The sequence below is a fragment of the Streptomyces sp. NPDC002176 genome, from assembly GCF_044903645.1.
GTDB lineage: Bacteria > Actinomycetota > Actinomycetes > Streptomycetales > Streptomycetaceae > Streptomyces.
In genome coordinates, this window is sequence record NZ_JBJDQW010000002.1 from 859,131 (window position 1) to 874,019 (window position 14,889).

16 protein-coding genes and 1 riboswitch are annotated in these 14,889 nt (G+C 72.3%); of the genes, 7 read left to right on the forward strand and 9 right to left on the reverse strand.

What is annotated here, in order from left to right; genetic code table 11:
* Nucleotides 1-64: 64 nt before the first annotated feature.
* Nucleotides 65-898 (forward strand): PIG-L family deacetylase, encoded by an 834-nt coding sequence (locus ACI2LY_RS12180; RefSeq protein ID WP_404707076.1) that lies wholly within the window; start codon nucleotides 65-67, stop codon nucleotides 896-898.
* On the opposite strand, the gene ACI2LY_RS12185 is transcribed toward ACI2LY_RS12180, so the two are convergent.
* Together ACI2LY_RS12185 and ACI2LY_RS12190 are read right to left on the reverse strand one after the other, a co-directional pair.
* Nucleotides 899-2,173 (reverse strand): metallophosphoesterase, encoded by a 1,275-nt coding sequence (locus tag ACI2LY_RS12185; protein WP_404707077.1) that lies wholly within the window; start codon nucleotides 2,171-2,173, stop codon nucleotides 899-901.
* A 12-nt stretch (nucleotides 2,174-2,185) separates the two neighbouring features.
* Complete coding sequence (locus ACI2LY_RS12190; protein ID WP_130331623.1) at nucleotides 2,186-2,425, reverse strand: SCO4848 family membrane protein; 240 nt, start codon at nucleotides 2,423-2,425, stop codon at nucleotides 2,186-2,188.
* A gap of 91 nt (nucleotides 2,426-2,516) precedes the next feature.
* On the opposite strand from ACI2LY_RS12190, the gene ACI2LY_RS12195 reads away from it, so the two are divergent.
* Complete coding sequence (locus ACI2LY_RS12195; RefSeq protein ID WP_404707078.1) at nucleotides 2,517-3,803, forward strand: D-alanyl-D-alanine carboxypeptidase family protein; 1,287 nt, start codon at nucleotides 2,517-2,519, stop codon at nucleotides 3,801-3,803.
* Here ACI2LY_RS12195 and ACI2LY_RS12200 read toward each other — a convergent pair.
* Entirely contained in the window at nucleotides 3,751-4,659 is a 909-nt protein-coding gene (locus ACI2LY_RS12200; RefSeq protein WP_404707079.1) for a YihY/virulence factor BrkB family protein, read from the reverse strand. The genes ACI2LY_RS12195 and ACI2LY_RS12200 overlap by 53 nt on opposite strands.
* A gap of 161 nt (nucleotides 4,660-4,820) precedes the next feature.
* Here ACI2LY_RS12200 and ACI2LY_RS12205 point away from each other — a divergent pair, with 161 nt between their 5' ends.
* Nucleotides 4,821-5,576: a decaprenylphospho-beta-D-erythro-pentofuranosid-2-ulose 2-reductase gene (locus tag ACI2LY_RS12205; RefSeq protein WP_404707080.1), complete on the forward strand. Its 756-nt coding sequence runs from the start codon at nucleotides 4,821-4,823 to the stop codon at nucleotides 5,574-5,576.
* A gap of 10 nt (nucleotides 5,577-5,586) precedes the next feature.
* Here ACI2LY_RS12205 and ACI2LY_RS12210 read toward each other — a convergent pair whose 3' ends face one another.
* From ACI2LY_RS12210 to ACI2LY_RS12230, 5 genes are all read right to left on the reverse strand, one after another.
* Complete coding sequence (locus ACI2LY_RS12210) at nucleotides 5,587-6,165, reverse strand: 2'-5' RNA ligase family protein (protein WP_388996575.1); 579 nt, start codon at nucleotides 6,163-6,165, stop codon at nucleotides 5,587-5,589.
* A 193-nt stretch (nucleotides 6,166-6,358) separates the two neighbouring features.
* Entirely contained in the window at nucleotides 6,359-7,387 is a 1,029-nt protein-coding gene (gene trpS / locus ACI2LY_RS12215) for a tryptophan--tRNA ligase (protein ID WP_404707081.1), read from the reverse strand.
* A gap of 111 nt (nucleotides 7,388-7,498) precedes the next feature.
* Complete coding sequence (locus ACI2LY_RS12220; protein ID WP_404707082.1) at nucleotides 7,499-8,956, reverse strand: glycine hydroxymethyltransferase; 1,458 nt, start codon at nucleotides 8,954-8,956, stop codon at nucleotides 7,499-7,501.
* Nucleotides 8,957-8,994: 38 nt separating this feature from the next.
* A riboswitch (ZMP/ZTP riboswitch) is annotated at nucleotides 8,995-9,080 on the reverse strand.
* Nucleotides 9,081-9,116: 36 nt separating this feature from the next.
* The gene (locus tag ACI2LY_RS12225) at nucleotides 9,117-10,304 is read right to left on the reverse strand and encodes a glutathionylspermidine synthase family protein (RefSeq protein ID WP_404707083.1); all 1,188 of its coding nucleotides are present in this window, start codon (nucleotides 10,302-10,304) and stop codon (nucleotides 9,117-9,119) included.
* 19 nt (nucleotides 10,305-10,323) lie between these two features.
* A complete protein-coding gene (locus ACI2LY_RS12230) occupies nucleotides 10,324-10,674 on the reverse strand; it encodes a hypothetical protein (protein ID WP_404707084.1) in 351 nt (116 codons plus the stop codon).
* 117 nt (nucleotides 10,675-10,791) lie between these two features.
* On the opposite strand from ACI2LY_RS12230, the gene ACI2LY_RS12235 reads away from it, so the two are divergent.
* Nucleotides 10,792-11,649, forward strand: a complete 858-nt coding sequence (locus ACI2LY_RS12235) for a DMT family transporter (RefSeq protein WP_404707323.1) — start codon at nucleotides 10,792-10,794, stop codon at nucleotides 11,647-11,649.
* Nucleotides 11,650-11,663: 14 nt separating this feature from the next.
* On the opposite strand, the gene ACI2LY_RS12240 is transcribed toward ACI2LY_RS12235, so the two are convergent.
* Nucleotides 11,664-13,058 (reverse strand): PLP-dependent aminotransferase family protein, encoded by a 1,395-nt coding sequence (locus ACI2LY_RS12240; RefSeq protein WP_404707085.1) that lies wholly within the window; start codon nucleotides 13,056-13,058, stop codon nucleotides 11,664-11,666.
* Between the two features lie 47 nt (nucleotides 13,059-13,105).
* On the opposite strand from ACI2LY_RS12240, the gene ACI2LY_RS12245 reads away from it, so the two are divergent.
* From ACI2LY_RS12245 to ACI2LY_RS12255, 3 genes are read left to right on the forward strand one after another with little or no spacing between them, the layout of a single operon-like run.
* Nucleotides 13,106-13,606, forward strand: coding sequence for a carboxymuconolactone decarboxylase family protein (locus tag ACI2LY_RS12245; RefSeq protein ID WP_388996592.1), 501 nt, complete (start codon nucleotides 13,106-13,108; stop codon nucleotides 13,604-13,606).
* Between the two features lie 32 nt (nucleotides 13,607-13,638).
* A complete protein-coding gene (locus ACI2LY_RS12250) occupies nucleotides 13,639-14,241 on the forward strand; it encodes a GNAT family N-acetyltransferase (protein ID WP_404707086.1) in 603 nt (200 codons plus the stop codon).
* A gap of 4 nt (nucleotides 14,242-14,245) precedes the next feature.
* Entirely contained in the window at nucleotides 14,246-14,833 is a 588-nt protein-coding gene (locus tag ACI2LY_RS12255) for an SMI1/KNR4 family protein (protein ID WP_404707087.1), read from the forward strand.
* Nucleotides 14,834-14,889: the final 56 nt, after the last annotated feature.

Genomic DNA, 14,889 nt, shown 5'->3' on the forward strand with positions numbered 1-14,889 from the left:
CGACCGAGGCCGCGGCGCGCCCGCCGCGGCCTCGTACCCAGACGTGTCTCGCAGGAGGACTTTCATGACGGACCGGCCCCTGACGCTCATGGCCGTGCACGCCCACCCCGACGACGAGGCGACCGGGACCGGGGGCATCCTCGCCCGGTACGCGGCGGAGGGCGTCCGGACGGTGCTGGTGACCTGTACCGACGGCGGGTGCGGTGACGGGCCGGGGGGTGTGAAGCCGGGCGAGCCCGGACACGATCCGGCGGCGGTCGCCCGGATGCGCCGGGACGAACTCGAGGCGAGCTGCGAGGTCCTGAAGATCAGCGACCTGGAGATGCTGGACTACGCCGACTCCGGGATGACGGGCTGGCCGAGCAACGACGCCCCGGACTCCTTCTGGCAGACCCCGGTGGCGGAGGGCGCGGCCCGGCTCGCGGAACTGATGCGGCACTACCGCCCCGATGTGGTCGTCACCTATGACGAGAACGGTTTCTATGGCCACCCCGACCACATCCAGGCCCACCGCATCACGATGGCCGCGCTGGAGCTGACCGACCTGACCCCCAAGGTCTACTGGACCACGGTCCCGCGCTCGGGGATGGCCCGATTCGGCGAGATCATGCGCGAGTTCGCGGGCGACTTGCCGGAGCCCGACCCCGCCGAGGCCGCCGCCCTGGCCGACATCGGCCTCCCCGACGACGAGATCACCACCTGGGTCGACACCACCCCGTACAGCGGCCAGAAGTACGACGCCCTCGCCGCCCACGCCAGCCAGGGCGAGAACATCTTCTTCCTGCGCATGGGCAAGGAGCGGTTCGGCGAGCTGATGGGCACGGAGACCTTCCTCCGCGTCCGGGACACCACCGGCGCCCCGACCCCGGAGAACGACCTGTTCGCCGGGCTGCGCTGACTACGCCTCGCGGGAGGCCAGTTCGATCACCGTGATGTCCGACGGGGCCCACACGCGGGTCGGTGGGCCCCAGGCGCCCGCGCCTCGGCTGACGTAGAGCTGGGTGTCGCCGTAGCGGTCCAGGCCCGCGACGGTGGGGTTGGCGGCGCGGGCGATCAGGTTGCCGGGCCAGAGCTGGCCGCCGTGGGTGTGGCCGGAGAGCTGGAGGTCCACGTCGAAGTGGACGGCTTCGCGGATCTGGACCGGCTGGTGGGCCAGGAGGACGCAGGCGCGGGCGGTGTCGCGGTCGCCGAGGGCCTTGGCGAAGTCCGGACCGTGGCCCTCGCTCCGACCCTGGACGTCGTTCACGCCCGCCAGGTCGAAGTACGGCAGCTCCGTGCGGGCGTTCTCCAGCGGGCGCATGCCCAGCGTGCGGACCTCCTCCAGCCATTGGGCGGCGCCGGAGAAGTACTCGTGGTTCCCGGTGACGAAGTAGGTCCCGAGGCGGGACTCCAGCCCGGCCAGGGGTGCCGCCGCCGGGCCCAGGTTCTTGACGCTGCCGTCCACCAGGTCGCCGACGACCGCGATCATGTCCGGCTGGGTCGAGTTGATCGTGTCGACGACCGTCTGGGCGAAGTTCCGGCCCAGCACCGGGCCCAGGTGGATGTCGCTGACGACCGCGATCCGGAAGCCGTGCGCCGAGCGCGGGAGCTTGGCCAGCGGGACCGTCAGCCGCTTCACGCGGGGGCCGCGCAGCACCCCGTACGTGCCCCAGCCCGTCGTGCCCAGCGCCACCGCGGCCGCCGTACCCCCGGCGACGCGGGAGACGAAGACACGGCGGGAGAGGGCGGCGGCGGCGAGCGCGGAAGCCCGCGGCTCCTCGGGCTCCTCGGGCTCCGGCGCGGACGCGTCATCAGCCCTTCCAGGCGAGGGCACCGGCACCCCCACCAGCCCGGCGAACACGGCTTCCCGCGTCGCCTGCCGGGCCCGTCGCCGCGCCCACACCCGCACCGGCTCCGTGGCCAACGTCGCCAGCAGCAGGTACAGCGCCAGCGCCATCCACAGGAACCCCGGCCAGGCCAGGGCCCGTTGGAGCCAGAAGGGGGCGCCGGAGCGTTCCGCGACCAGGGCGGCGATCATCAGCACCGGGGCCGCGACGAACAGCGCCGTGCCCGCCCGGCGGCCGAGGCCCCGGGGGCGGGTGGTGTCGCGGACCAGGCCGCGCCAGACGTACCAGTGGAGGCCCGCCACGAGGGCCAGTACGACCAGGGCGACGAGCACGAAGACGATGACCACCCGGCGAGTCCCCTATGACGTCCGACGCAGTGCGCGCAGTCCGCGCAACCCGATGACCCCGACGACCGTCCCCAGTACGAAGGACACGACCGCCAGCGTCAGGTGCACCCAGAAGTAGGCCGTGGGGTGTCCGTCGTCGAAGGCGAGACCGCTGCCGTCAGCAATTAGGTTCTTAACGAAAGTGACCCAGATGACCCAGCTCCACACCCCGAAGGCGAGCAGGAACCAGGAGACCGGGCGGCTGAGCTTCATGAGTCCAGTATCGCCGCCCGCTGTCCGGTTCCGTGGCCGGGGTGGAGCGGGAGGCGGGACTTCACAGCCCGTGGCAGGTACGTTCTCGATCGTGTCCGCACCGAAGAAGATCGCTCAGCGATCCCTATTGATCACATCCGCCGCGCTGCTGACCCTCTCCGCCACCGCGCCGTCAGCCCTCGCCGCTCCCAAGCCCTCGTCCAGCCCCACCGCCGCACCCCCCGCCCGCATGTCCCAGGTCGGCGGCGCCCGCCTCGGCGTGCCCGGTACGCAGGTGAACCTCGCCACCGGCGTCCCCGTGCTGCCGGGGGGCCTCAGCGCGCGCTCCTGGATCGTCACCGACGCCGAGAGCGGCGAGGTGCTCGCCTCGCACAACGCGCACTGGCGGCTCCCCCCGGCGAGCACCCTGAAGATGCTGTTCGCGGACACCGTGCTGCCCCGCTTCCCGAGGGACCAGCGCCACCAGGTGGTGCCCACCGACCTAGCCGGGATCGGCGCCGGTTCGAGCATGGTCGGGATAAAGGAGAACGAGACCTACACCGTCCACGACCTGTGGCTCGGTGTCTTCCTGCGCTCCGGCAACGACGCCGTCCACGTGCTCTCCGCCATGAACGGCGGTGTCGCGCAGACCGTCAAGGACATGCAGGCGCACGCCGACGCCCTCCAGGCCGGTGACACCCACGTGGTCAGCCCCGACGGCTACGACGCCCCCCAGCAGTACTCCTCGGCGTACGACCTCACCCTGTTCGCCCGCTCCGGGCTGCAGAAGAAGGACTTCCGGGAGTACTGCTCCACCGTGCGGGCCAAGTTCCCCGGCGCGACCACGCAGAAGGGCAAGGGCAAGGGCACCCGCGAGACCTTCGAGATCCAGAACACCAACCGGCTGCTGAGCGGCGACGCGGACACCGCCGTCTATCCGGGCATCGCCGGGGTCAAGAACGGCAACACCACCAACGCGGGCGCCACCTTCACCGGGGTCGCCGAGCGCGGCGGCAAGGTGCTGCTGGTCACCGTGATGAACCCGGAGAAGCACGAGCACGACGAGGTCTACAAGGAGACCGCCCAGCTCTTCGACTGGGGCTTCAAGGCCGCGGGGAAGGTCCAGCCGGTCGGCACGCTCGTCCCGCCGCTGAACGCGACCCCGAGTGCCCAGCCAAGCGGCGCGCCCAGCGTGAACGTCACCGGCGCCCCGCAGGGCACCGCGGGCGCCGGGTCCGAGCCGGTGAAGGGCGCCGCCGCGCAGAGCGACGGCTCCCGGGGCGCCGGGACCGCGCTGGCCATCGCGGCCGGGCTGCTGGTGCTGCTCGGCGGCGGGGCCTTCCTGGTCAACCGCCGCTGGCCGCTGCCTGATCTGATGCGTCGGCGGCCGCGCCCGTGACCTTCCCCTCGTCGCTGCGCGTCGCCGTCCAGGCGGCGCAGTAAAGGATCAGCTTCGAGGTGAAGTTGATCCACAGCAGCAGGGCGACGGGGACACCGAAGGCGCCGTACACGCTCTTCGCGGCGACGCCCTGGATGTAGCCGCTCAGCAGCAGCTTGAGGAGTTCGAAGCCGACCGCGCCGAGCAGGGCCGCCACGATCAGGCGGCGGCGCGGCGGTTCGACGCCGGGCAGCAGGCTCAGCACGTACAGCAGGACCAGGAAGTCGGCGAGCACGGCGACGGCGAACGCGGCGATCCGCAGCAGCACGGTGCCCCAGCTGTGCTCGTCCAGGCCGATCGCCGACGCCAGCTTGCCGATCGCGGCCGAGGCCAGCGTGGAGGCGGCCAGGGTGACCAGCAGGGCGCCGCCGAGCCCGATCAGCACCCCGGCGTCCTTCAGCTTCAGCACGATCGGGTTGCCGTCCCGCTCGGGCAGCTCCCACACCGCGCGCAGACAGTCCCGGATCTGGCCGACCCAGCCGATACCGGTGAACAGCAGCGCCGCACCGGCGATCAGCCCGACCGTGCCCGCGTTCTGCACCAGGCCGCCCAGGTCGAGCTGGTCGGCGAGGCCGGGGAACTGGCTCGCGATGTTCTTCTCGACGGTCTTCTGCCGGGCCGGGTCGAGCGTGGCCGCCGCGACCGCCGCGGCGACGGTCAGCAGCGGGAACAGGGCGATGAAGCTGACGAACGTCATGGCCGCGGCCAGCCACGTCCAGTTCACCCGGTCCAGGCGGGCGTACGAACGCCACGCGTGCGTGGTCATCAGCCAGGTCACGATCGGCCCGATGCCGGGCAGCTTCTTCAGCCAGTCCATGATCCGCCCCTGCCCTTTTCGCGGGAACTCCATGTGCCGATACCCCGGATGAGGCGGAACCCGTCGGCCACCCGTCGGCGCGTCCCATTAATCACCCATTGCGGGGAGCCCGGCGCCGCCATGCGGACACTCGGCCATATGCGGACGATACGGTCACCCGCATGTCTGCTGTCTGCCGTCCTCCCCAGTCCCTGCTCGTCCTCGGCGGCACCTCGGAGATCGCGCTGGCCACCGCGCGCCGCCTCATCGCCCGCCGCACCCGCACCGTCTGGCTCGCGGGGCGTCCCGGCCCCGCCCTGGACCGCGCGGCGGAGCGCCTCTCCGTGCTCGGCGCCGACGTCCGCACCGTCGCCTTCGACGCGCTGGACCCGGAGTCCCACGAGACGGTCCTCGGCAAGGTGTTCGCCGAGGGCGCCGTCGACATGGTGCTGCTCGCCTTCGGGGTCCTCGGGGACCAGGCGCGGGACGAGCGGGAGCCGCTGCGCGCGGTCCGGGTCGCCGCGACCAACTACACCGGCGCGGTCTCGGCCGGTCTGGTCGCGGCCGGTGCCCTCCAGGACCAGGGCCACGGCTCGCTGGTGATCCTCTCCTCGGTGGCCGCCGAGCGCGCCCGCCGCTCGGACTTCATCTACGGCTCCAGCAAGGCCGGGCTGGACACCTTCGCGCAGGGCCTCGGCGACGCGCTGCACGGGACGGGCGCGCGGGTGATGGTCGTACGCCCCGGGTTCGTGCGCACCGGCAAGACCGCCCATCTGGCGCCCGGACCGCTCTCCACCACCCCGGAGAAGGTGGCCGCCGCCGTCGAACTCGGGCTGCGCCGGGGCGCGGAGACGGTGTGGGTGCCCGGCGCGCTGCGCCCGGTGATGTCGGTCCTGCGGCACGCGCCGCGCGCCCTGTTCCGCAGGCTCCCCGTCTGAGCGGGGTCCGTCAGCGGCTGGGGATGGTGTCGCGCTCGGCGTGTCCGGCCTGCGGCGGCACCACCGGGCTGCCGAACCAGTAGTCGCGCAGCTTGCGCCACACCCCGTCCCGGCCCTGCTCGTACAGCGCGAACCCGGTGCACGGCCAGGCGGCCTCGAACCCGGCCAGCTCCTCGAAGGCGCGGTCCATCGCCGCCTCTTCGATGCCGTGCGCCACGGTGACGTGCGGGTGGTACGGGAACTGCAGCTCGCGCGGCACCGGCCCGGAGGCGTGCCGCACTTGCTGCTGGAGTTCGGCGCACTCCTCGGCGCCCTGCTCGATGTGGACGTAGACCACGGGCGAGAGGGGGCGGAAGGTGCCGGTGCCTGACAGCCGCAGCGGGAAGGGGCGTCCGGCCGCCGCGACCTCGGCGAGGTGCGCGTCGACGGCGGACAGGTCCGCCTCCTCGACCTCGGTGGGCGGCAGGAGGGTGATGTGCGTGGGGATGCTGAGCGCGGCGGCGTCGCCGAAGCCCACGCGCCGCTGCTGGAGCAGGCTGCCGTGAGGCTCCGGGACCGCGATCGACACGCCGATCGTTACGATCCCCACGTCGTCTCCTGTCGTCGCGCTTCGTTCTGTGAGCCGTCTTCGCGTACGGCCTTCGGCTATCGACTGTACGGCCACGGGTGTCCGCAGGGCAGGCGCAACGGAAGTGATGTACGGCGCTCTGCCCCACCGGACACGCGTGCGGGTCGCACGTCCGGGGGCGGGTGTGCGCCCCCGGACGTCCGGTCTGTGCCGGTCAGTGCTTCGCGGGCAGGAAACCGACCCGGTCGTACGCCAGCGCCAGCGTCTCGGCGGCCACCGCGCGGGCCTTCTCGGCGCCCTTGGCGAGGATCGAGTCCAGCGTCTCGGTGTCCTCCAGGTACTGCTGGGTGCGCTCCCGGAAGGGGGTGACGAAGGCGACCATGATCTCGGCGAGGTCGGTCTTGAGGGCGCCGTACATCTTGCCCTCGTACTCCTGCTCCAGGTCCGCGACCGGCGTGCCGGTGAGGGTGGAGTGGATGGTGAGGAGGTTGCTGACGCCGGGCTTGTTCTCCCGGTCGAAGCGGATCACCGTGTCGGTGTCGGTGACCGCGCTCTTCACCTTCTTCGCGGTGACCTTGGGCTCGTCCAGCAGGCTGACGACGCCCTTGGGCGAGGCCGCCGACTTGCTCATCTTGACCGCCGGGTCCTGGAGGTCGTAGATCTTCGCCGTCTCCTTGAGGATGTACGGCTTGGGGCTCACGAAGGTCTCGCCGAAGCGGCCGTTGAAGCGGTCGGCGAGGTCGCGGGTCAGCTCGACGTGCTGGCGCTGGTCCTCACCGACCGGCACCTCGTCCGCGTTGTACAGCAGGATGTCCGCGACCTGGAGGATCGGGTACGTGAAGAGGCCGACGCTGGCCCGGTCGGCGCCCTGCTTGGCGGCCTTGTCCTTGAACTGGGTCATGCGGGACGCCTCGCCGAAGCCGGTGAGGCAGTTCATGACCCAGGCGAGCTGGGCGTGCTCGGGGACGTGGCTCTGCACGAAGAGGGTGCAGCGCTCGGGGTCCAGACCGGCCGCGAGGAGCTGGGCCGCGGCGAGGCGGGTGTTGGCGCGGAGGTCCTTCGGGTCCTGCGGGAGCGTGATCGCGTGCAGGTCGACGACCATGTAGAACGCGTCGTGCGTCTCCTGGAGGGCCACCCACTGACGGACGGCACCGAGGTAGTTGCCGAGGTGGAACGAGCCTGCGGTGGGCTGGATTCCGGAGAGTACGCGAGGCTTCTTTTCAGGGGTGGCCATGGTGCCCATTCTCTCAGAGGTGGAGGTGGGTCCAGTGCCTAGGTGGGGGGTGGGTGCGGAGCGCGGGGGGCTGCGGCGCCGTCGTGGCTTGTCGCGCAGTTCCCCGCGCCCCTCAAGCGCTCAGCCGAGGTCGATTTCCGGGTAGAGGGGGAAGGCCGCTACCAGGTCTGTCGCTCGCTTCGCGATCTCGTCCGCCGTCTTCTGGTCCAGGATGTGCTGGGCCTTCGACGGGGCGCCGGACTTGGTGGTGCCCGGCTCTGTGGTGGTGAGGACTCGGTCGATCAGGGCCGCCACCTCGTCCATCTCGGCCGTGCCCAGGCCGCGGGTGGTCAGGGCGGGGGTGCCGATGCGGATGCCGGAGGTGTACCAGGCGCCGTTGGGGTCGGCGGGGATGGCGTTGCGGTTGGTGACGATGCCGGAGTCCAGCAGGGCGGCCTCGGCCTGGCGGCCGGTGAGTCCGTAGGAGGCGGCGACGTCGATCAGGTTGAGGTGGTTGTCGGTGCCGCCGGTGACCAGGGTGGCGCCGCGCTTCATCAGGCCCTCGGCGAGCGCGCGGGAGTTGTCGACGACGCGCTGTGCGTAGTCCTGGAAGGAGGGCTGCCGGGCCTCGGCCAGGGCGACGGCCTTCGCGGCCATGACGTGCGGGAGCGGGCCGCCCAGCACCATCGGGCAGCCCCGGTCGACCTGGTCCTTGAGGGAGTCGTCGCACAGGACCATGCCGCCGCGCGGGCCGCGCAGCGACTTGTGGGTGGTGGTGGTGACGATCTGGGCGTGCGGCACCGGGTCGAAGTCGCCGGTGAGCACCTTGCCCGCGACCAGACCGGCGAAGTGCGCCATGTCGACCATGAGGGTCGCGCCGACCTCGTCCGCGATCTCCCGCATGATCCGGAAGTTCACCAGGCGCGGGTAGGCGGAGTACCCGGCGACCAGGATCAGCGGGCGGAACTCGCGGGCCTGGGCGCGCAGGGCCTCGTAGTCGATCAGGCCGGTGGCCGGGTCGGTGCCGTAGGAGCGCTGCTCGAACATCTTGCCGCTGATGTTGGGGCGGAAGCCGTGGGTGAGGTGGCCGCCCGCGTCCAGGGACATACCCAGCATGCGCTGGTTGCCGAACGCCTGGCGCAGCTCGGCCCAGTCGGCTTCGGACAGCTCGTTGATCTGGCGGACGCCGGTCTTCTCCAGGAACGGCACCTCGACGCGGTCGGCGAGGACGGCCCAGAAGGCGACCAGGTTGGCGTCGATGCCGGAGTGCGGCTGGACGTAGGCGTGCCGGGCGCCGAAGAGTTCGCGGGCGTGCTCGGCGGCGAGGGACTCGACGGTGTCGACGTTGCGGCAGCCCGCGTAGAAGCGGCGGCCGACGGTGCCCTCGGCGTACTTGTCGCTGAACCAGTTGCCCATCGCCAGCAGGGTGGCCGGGGAGGCGTAGTTCTCGGAGGCGATCAGCTTGAGCATGTCGCGCTGGTCGTGGACCTCTTGGCCGATCGCGTCGGCGACACGGGGCTCGACCGCGCGGATCACGTCGAGCGCGGCGCGGTAGGCGGTGGTCTCGGCGGAGCCGGACGGGGTGGAATTCTCGGGCATGGGGGCCTCCGGACAGGGCGTCGGTGTGTCGTCGCGTTCGGTTCGGCCCAGGCGCACGGCACTGACTCCCGGGCCGCTCCCCGATGGTCCATCCCATCCCAGCGCGCCAGTCACGGCCCACGACCAGCGTACCGGCCGTGGGCGACGGTGTGCGCGGGGTCTAGAGGATCACGTGCGGCAGGAAGCGGGCGTACGAGTCGGTGATCAGCCCGGCGGACTCGCGGATACCGAGCCCGGCCGCGTCGTCACCCACGATCCAGGCGCCCAGCACGACGTGGTTGCCGTCGAAGACGGGGAGCGGGGCGAGGGCCTGGTAGCAGCAGGTCTCCTCGGGTGTCGGAGGGGCCGGGCTGCCCGGCGGGTGCAGGGTGACGCCCTCGCCCTCGCGGCCGAGCAGGGGCTTTGCGGCGTAGCCGGTGGTGGTGGCCAGCTCGCGGGGGCCGTCGAGGTAGGACGGGAGGAGGTTGGGGTGGCCGGGGTACAGCTCCCAGAGGATCGCCAGCAGGGCCTTGTTGCTGAGCAGCATCTTCCAGGCGGGCTCGATCCACAGGGTGCTGCCGGTGCCGCCGCCGTTGTCCAGGGTGTCCAGGACGTGCGCGGCGAACTCGTCGGTGGTGAGCCATTCCCAGGGGTACAGCTTGAAGATCGCGCGGATGAACTTCAGCCGGTTGTCCACGAAGCGGCCGGAGAGGGTGTCCCAGCCGATCTCCTCCATGGAGAGCCAGTCGGTGGTGAGCCCGGCCTGCTCGGCGGTCTCCTTGAGGTAGGCGACCGTCATCAGGTCCTCGCCGAGTTCGTCGGCCGAGGAGTGCGCGAAGTGCAGCGGGGCGCCCGGCGGGAGCAGCCCCGCCTGCTTGCGCCAGGTGTCGACCAGCCGCTCGTGCAGCGAGTTCCACTGGTCGGCGCCGGGGAAACGGTCCTCCATCCAGAACCACTGCGCGGACGCCGCCTCGACCAGCGAGGTCGGGGTGTCCGCGTTGTACTCCAGCATCTTCGCCGGGCCGGTGCCGTCGTAGTGCAGGTCGAACCTGCCGTAGACGGACGGCAGTTCGGCACGCCGATGCCAGGACTCGGTGACGGCGGCGGCCACCCGCGGATCGGTGATGCCGAGGTCGGCGAGGCGGCCGTGCTCCACCAGGTGCCCGGCGGCGGCCAGGCACATGGCGTGCAGTTCCTCGACGGTCTCCTCCAGCGCCTCCACCTCGGGCAGCGAGAAGACGTAGTAGGCGCTCTCGTCCCAGTAGGGGCGCAGGGAGCCGTCGGGGTGGCGGGTGAGCGGGTAGATGATCCCCTGCTCCTCGACGGTCTGCTGCCAGTCGGGGCGGGGCGTGATCGTACGGCGTTCCATGGCTCGCGTCCCGGCCCGGTCAGCCGCCGGAGCTGCCGTGGCCGCTGCCGAAGCCGCCCCGGTGCACGCTGTCGTTGTCGTCGTTCGATTTGCCCGAGCCGCTGCCGGACTTGCGGGGCGCGGTGAAGGAGCCGCTGCGGACCCAGGAGCCCGACTTCTTGCCGCCGTAGTAGTAGGTGCCGCCGCTGGAGCCCGACTTGCAGTTCTTGTCGGAGACGACGTGATAGCCCTTGCCCACGGTGTAGCTGTCCCGGTCCACGCAGCGCTTGTCCGGATCGGACGAGGAGCACGCGGTGAGGGCGGCGGCGAGCAGCCCCATGCCGCCCAGGACGACCGTGGTGGAGCGCAGTTGTGCGCGGGCGTCGGCCATGTTCTCTACTCCCCCGTCGATGATGCGTTCGGCTGCCAGCTTAGAGATCGGTGTGAGTTTCCGGCAGGGCAGCCCCGCATACAGCTGTTCACCTACAGTCGCTTTGTGCTTTTTGGAATGGTGTGCGCGCTCGGCGCGGCGGTCTGCTTCGGTACGGCCACGGTCCTTCAGGCGGTGGCCGCGCGGGCGGCCGGGGAACAGGGCGGCGGGGAGGCGGCGCTGCTGCTGCGGGCCGTGCGGCAGTGGCGGTACGCGGCGGGGCTCGCGCTGGACGGGCTCGGCTTCGTGTTCCAGATCCTCGCGCTGCGCTCGGTGCCGATCTACGCGGTGGGCGCCGCGCTGGCCGCGAGCCTCGCGGTGACGGCGGTGGTCGCGGCGCGGCTGCTGCGGGTGCGGCTGAGCGGGGCGGAGTGGGCGGCGGTCGGCGTGGTGTGCGCGGGGCTGGCGCTGCTCGGGCTGGCTTCGGGCGCGGAGGGCGATCGCAGTGGCCCGGCCTGGCTGCCGTACGCGCTGCTCGCGACGGCGGCGGGCGTCCTGCTGCTCGGCGCGGTGGGCGGCCGGCTCTCGGGGCGGCCGCGCGCACTGCTCCTCGGCCTCGGCGCGGGGTGCGGCTTCGGGGTGGTGGAGGTAGCGGTACGCCTGGTGAACTCCCTTCACCCGTACGCCCTGTTGACCGACCCGTCCCTCTACGCCCTCCTCCTCGGCGGTGGCGCCGCCTTCCTGCTGCTGACCTCGGCGCTGCAGCGCGGCTCGGTCACCACGGCGACGGCCGGGATGGTGCTCGGCGAGACCCTGGGCCCGGCGGCGGTGGGCGTGCTCTGGCTGGGCGACCGCACGCGGCCGGGGCTCGGCCCGCTCGCGGTGCTGGGGTTCGTCGTGGCGGTGGCGGGGGCGCTGGCGCTGGGGCGGTTCGGGGAGGCGCCGGAGGCGAATTCTGAGGCGGCGGCGGAGCCGGAGGCGGAGCCTGTGCGCTGACGCGCCCGGAACGGCTACGGCAGCGCCCGGCACAGGGCTTCCAGCACGGTCGGCCAGGTGCTGTCGGGCGGGGTGCCGTACCCGACGACAAGGGCGTCCAGCGGCTCCGCCACGGCCAGTCGGTGCCGGTAGAAGGCGAGGCCGTGCAGGGCGAGTCCCTGCCAGTGCGCGGCCCGCACGACCGCCTGTTCGGTGCCGGGCGGCAGCCGCAGCACCGCGTGCAGCCCGGCCGCGATCCCGGTGACCGTCACCTCCGGCGCCCGGTCGGCCACGGCGGCGGCGAGTTGGTCCCGACGGCGCCGGTAGCGCTGCCGGGCGGCCCGCACATGGCGGTCGTACGCGCCCGAGGCGATGAACTCGGCCAGCGTCAGCTGGTCCAGCACCCCGACGGTGTCGCTGTGCCCCTTGGCTGCGGTCAGTTCCGCCAGCAGCGCCGGGGGCGCCACCATCCAGCCGAGGCGGAGTCCGGGGGCGAGGGACTTGCTGGCGGTGCCGAGGTGGACGACGTGCTCGGGGTCGAGGCCCTGGAGGGCGCCGACGGGCTGACGGTCGTAGCGGAACTCGCCGTCGTAGTCGTCCTCCAGGATCAGCCCGCCGGTCCGCCGCGCCCAGTCGACGACGGCCGCCCGGCGGTCGGGGTGCAGCGGGGTGCCCATGGGGAACTGGTGGGCAGGGGTGAGGAGTACGGCACCTTCTCCCCTCAACGGCGTTGTGTCGGTGCCGAGTTCGTCGTAGGGCAGCGCGGTGGTCGTCAGCCTGGCTCTGGCGAGCAGGTCGTGGTGCACGTCGAGGCCGTACGACTCGACGGCGACCGTGCGGGCGCCGCGCGCGTGCAGCACGGTGCCGAGGAGGCGCAGGGCGTGGGAGAAGCCCGCGGTGATCAGCACCGAGCCGGGGTCGGCGCGTACGCCTCGCACGCGGGCGAGGTACTCGGCGACGGCGGTGCGCAGTTCGGGGCGGCCGCGCGGGTCGCCGTAGCCGAGCGCGTCGTTGGGGGCCCGGGTGAGGGCGCGGCGGGCGGCCCGGAGCCACTCGGTGCGGGGGAAGGCGGCGAGGTCGGGGGTGCCGGGGACGAGGCTGTGCGTGGGGCGGCCGGGCGTCCGGCGCCGGACGGACGCACCCGCCGCTCCGGCCGACGGTATGGCGTGGTCCGCGACACGGGTGCCGGAGCCCTGGCGGGCGGTGAGCCAGCCCTCGGCGACCAGGTCGGCGTACGCCTCGGCGACGGTGTTGCGGGCGATGCCGAGGTCCGCCGCCAGGGTGCGGGAGGAGGGCAGCCGGGTGCCGGGGGCGAGCCGTCCGGTGCGTACGGCGTCGCGCAGCGCGTCGGTGAGACCCCGGCGCAGGCCGCTGCTCCCGGCCGGTTCGAGGTGGAGGTCGATGCCCAGATTGGCCCATGAATCCGCCATGGGAATGGACCATACTCCTGGGCTGCTTCACTCCTAGGCTTGCCGGTATGGAGACCACGGAGAACACCACCGAGTACGCCCCCGAACACCCCGCCCGCCTGTCCTGGACCGAGCACGTGCCCGAGGTCTACAAGGCGATGGTCCGGCTGGACGCGGCCGCCCGGAAGGGCGTCGACCCGACGCTGCTGGAGCTGGTCAAGATCCGCGCCTCGCAGCTCAACCACTGCGCGTACTGCCTCGACATGCACACCAAGGACGCGCTGGCGGCCGGGGAGAGCGTGGAGCGGATCATCCAGCTCAGCGCGTGGGACGAGTCTCGCCACTTCTACACCGAGCGGGAGCTGGCGGCACTGGAGCTGACCGAGGCGGTCACCGTCATCACCGACGGCTTCGTCCCGGACGAGGTCTACGAGCGCGCCGCCAAGCAGTTCGAGGAGGCGGAGCTGGCGCAGCTGATCGCCGCGATCACGGTGATCAACGCGTGGAACCGGTTCGCGGTGTCGACCCGGATGGTGCCGGGGCACTACACGGCGGGGCAGCACCAGTAAGGGCGCCGGAAGGCAACCCGTAACATCCGCCCATGATCGAAGACATCGGGATCGCGGGCGACGAGCATGACGCGGAGGCGGAGCGGACGCTGTCCTGGCGGGCCGGGTCCGTGAGCCTGGCGGCACTCGACATGGACGACGCCGAGCTGCTGCACAGCTGGCGGTCCGACCCCGTGACCGCCCACCACATGGGCATATGGCCCGTAGCCCTCTCCGCCGTACGCGAGCGCATCGAGCTCGACATCGAGGACAACGACCGCGACGACTTCCTCATCCTCACCACCGACCGCACCCCGGTCGGCCACGTCGCGCTGACCGGCCAGAGCATGGCCAACGGCACGGCCGAGGTCGAACTGCTGCTCGACCCCGCGCATCGCGGGCAAGGTCACGCCACGGCCGCCCTCGACGCCCTGGTCGACCTCGCCTTCGGCGAACTCCCGATGTACCGGCTGACGGCGGAGACCCACACCACCAACACCCCCGCCCTCGCCGTCCTCACCCGCTCCGGCTTCACCCAGGAAGGCACCAGCCGCGCCGCCTGCCTCCACCGCGGCCGCCGCCTCGACGTCGCCGTGTTCGCGCTACTCCGCCCGGAGTGGGAGGCGCTGAAGCGGCCTCGCGCGTGGGATGCCTGACCTGATGGCGAACTTGCCGCGGGACGGACTCCAAGCCGTGTCTCCCGGGTCTGATGCGCCCCTCACCGAAGCCGAGGTCGCCGAGGCGGAACGGGAACTCGGAGTGTCCCTTCCCGAGGACTACCGAGCGTATCTGCGCGAGGTGAGCGCGGGCGGGGCGCTCCTCCGGCTGGAGCGGACCAGCCGTGGCTGGTGGTGGGCCGGGAACGACGAGGGGCGGCGCGAGCTGCTGGGCATTCCCTTTCCGCATCCCGACTCGTATGCCGAGGCCGAGTCCGAACTGCTGGCGCGCGAGCCCCGGGCGGAGGCGTGCGAGAACGATGAGGCTCGGTCCGCCTGGGACGACGAGGCCGACAGGTTCGAGGACCTGAAGACGGCCGGTGCGGTCGTCATCCAGCACCACGGCTGCGGCTTCTCCACCTTGCTGGCCCTGACCGGCCCGCTGTCCGGCACGGTCTGGTGGGATGGCCGGGCCACCTGCGATCGCATCGTCCCCCTGTCCCTGGACCACGCCGACGGCGCCCGGCCCGTCCGGTTCAGGGAATGGCTGGACCACGGTTCCTGGGCACTCCTGCCGCCGGGCTGGGGTTGAGGGTGCCGCAGAGACGCGGCCCAGAGCCTGCGGCGGAGACTGGGTGCCGTGGCGGG

What these genes read in the sequence shown, in the direction of transcription:
- ACI2LY_RS12250 (WP_404707086.1), top strand. Translation starts at nt 13,639, where the DNA reads ATGATCGAAGACATCGGGATCGCGGGCGACGAGCATGACGCGGAGGCG.
- ACI2LY_RS12190 (WP_130331623.1), bottom strand. Translation starts at nt 2,425, where the DNA reads ATGAAGCTCAGCCGCCCGGTCTCCTGGTTCCTGCTCGCCTTCGGGGTG.
- trpS (WP_404707081.1), bottom strand. Translation starts at nt 7,387, where the DNA reads ATGGGCACCATGGCCACCCCTGAAAAGAAGCCTCGCGTACTCTCCGGA.
- ACI2LY_RS12255 (WP_404707087.1), top strand. Translation starts at nt 14,246, where the DNA reads ATGGCGAACTTGCCGCGGGACGGACTCCAAGCCGTGTCTCCCGGGTCT.
- ACI2LY_RS12245 (WP_388996592.1), top strand. Translation starts at nt 13,106, where the DNA reads ATGGAGACCACGGAGAACACCACCGAGTACGCCCCCGAACACCCCGCC.
- ACI2LY_RS12240 (WP_404707085.1), bottom strand. Translation starts at nt 13,058, where the DNA reads ATGGCGGATTCATGGGCCAATCTGGGCATCGACCTCCACCTCGAACCG.
- ACI2LY_RS12235 (WP_404707323.1), top strand. Translation starts at nt 10,792, where the DNA reads ATGGTGTGCGCGCTCGGCGCGGCGGTCTGCTTCGGTACGGCCACGGTC.
- ACI2LY_RS12180 (WP_404707076.1), top strand. Translation starts at nt 65, where the DNA reads ATGACGGACCGGCCCCTGACGCTCATGGCCGTGCACGCCCACCCCGAC.
- ACI2LY_RS12205 (WP_404707080.1), top strand. Translation starts at nt 4,821, where the DNA reads ATGTCTGCTGTCTGCCGTCCTCCCCAGTCCCTGCTCGTCCTCGGCGGC.
- ACI2LY_RS12220 (WP_404707082.1), bottom strand. Translation starts at nt 8,956, where the DNA reads ATGCCCGAGAATTCCACCCCGTCCGGCTCCGCCGAGACCACCGCCTAC.
- ACI2LY_RS12200 (WP_404707079.1), bottom strand. Translation starts at nt 4,659, where the DNA reads ATGGACTGGCTGAAGAAGCTGCCCGGCATCGGGCCGATCGTGACCTGG.
- ACI2LY_RS12225 (WP_404707083.1), bottom strand. Translation starts at nt 10,304, where the DNA reads ATGGAACGCCGTACGATCACGCCCCGCCCCGACTGGCAGCAGACCGTC.
- ACI2LY_RS12230 (WP_404707084.1), bottom strand. Translation starts at nt 10,674, where the DNA reads ATGGCCGACGCCCGCGCACAACTGCGCTCCACCACGGTCGTCCTGGGC.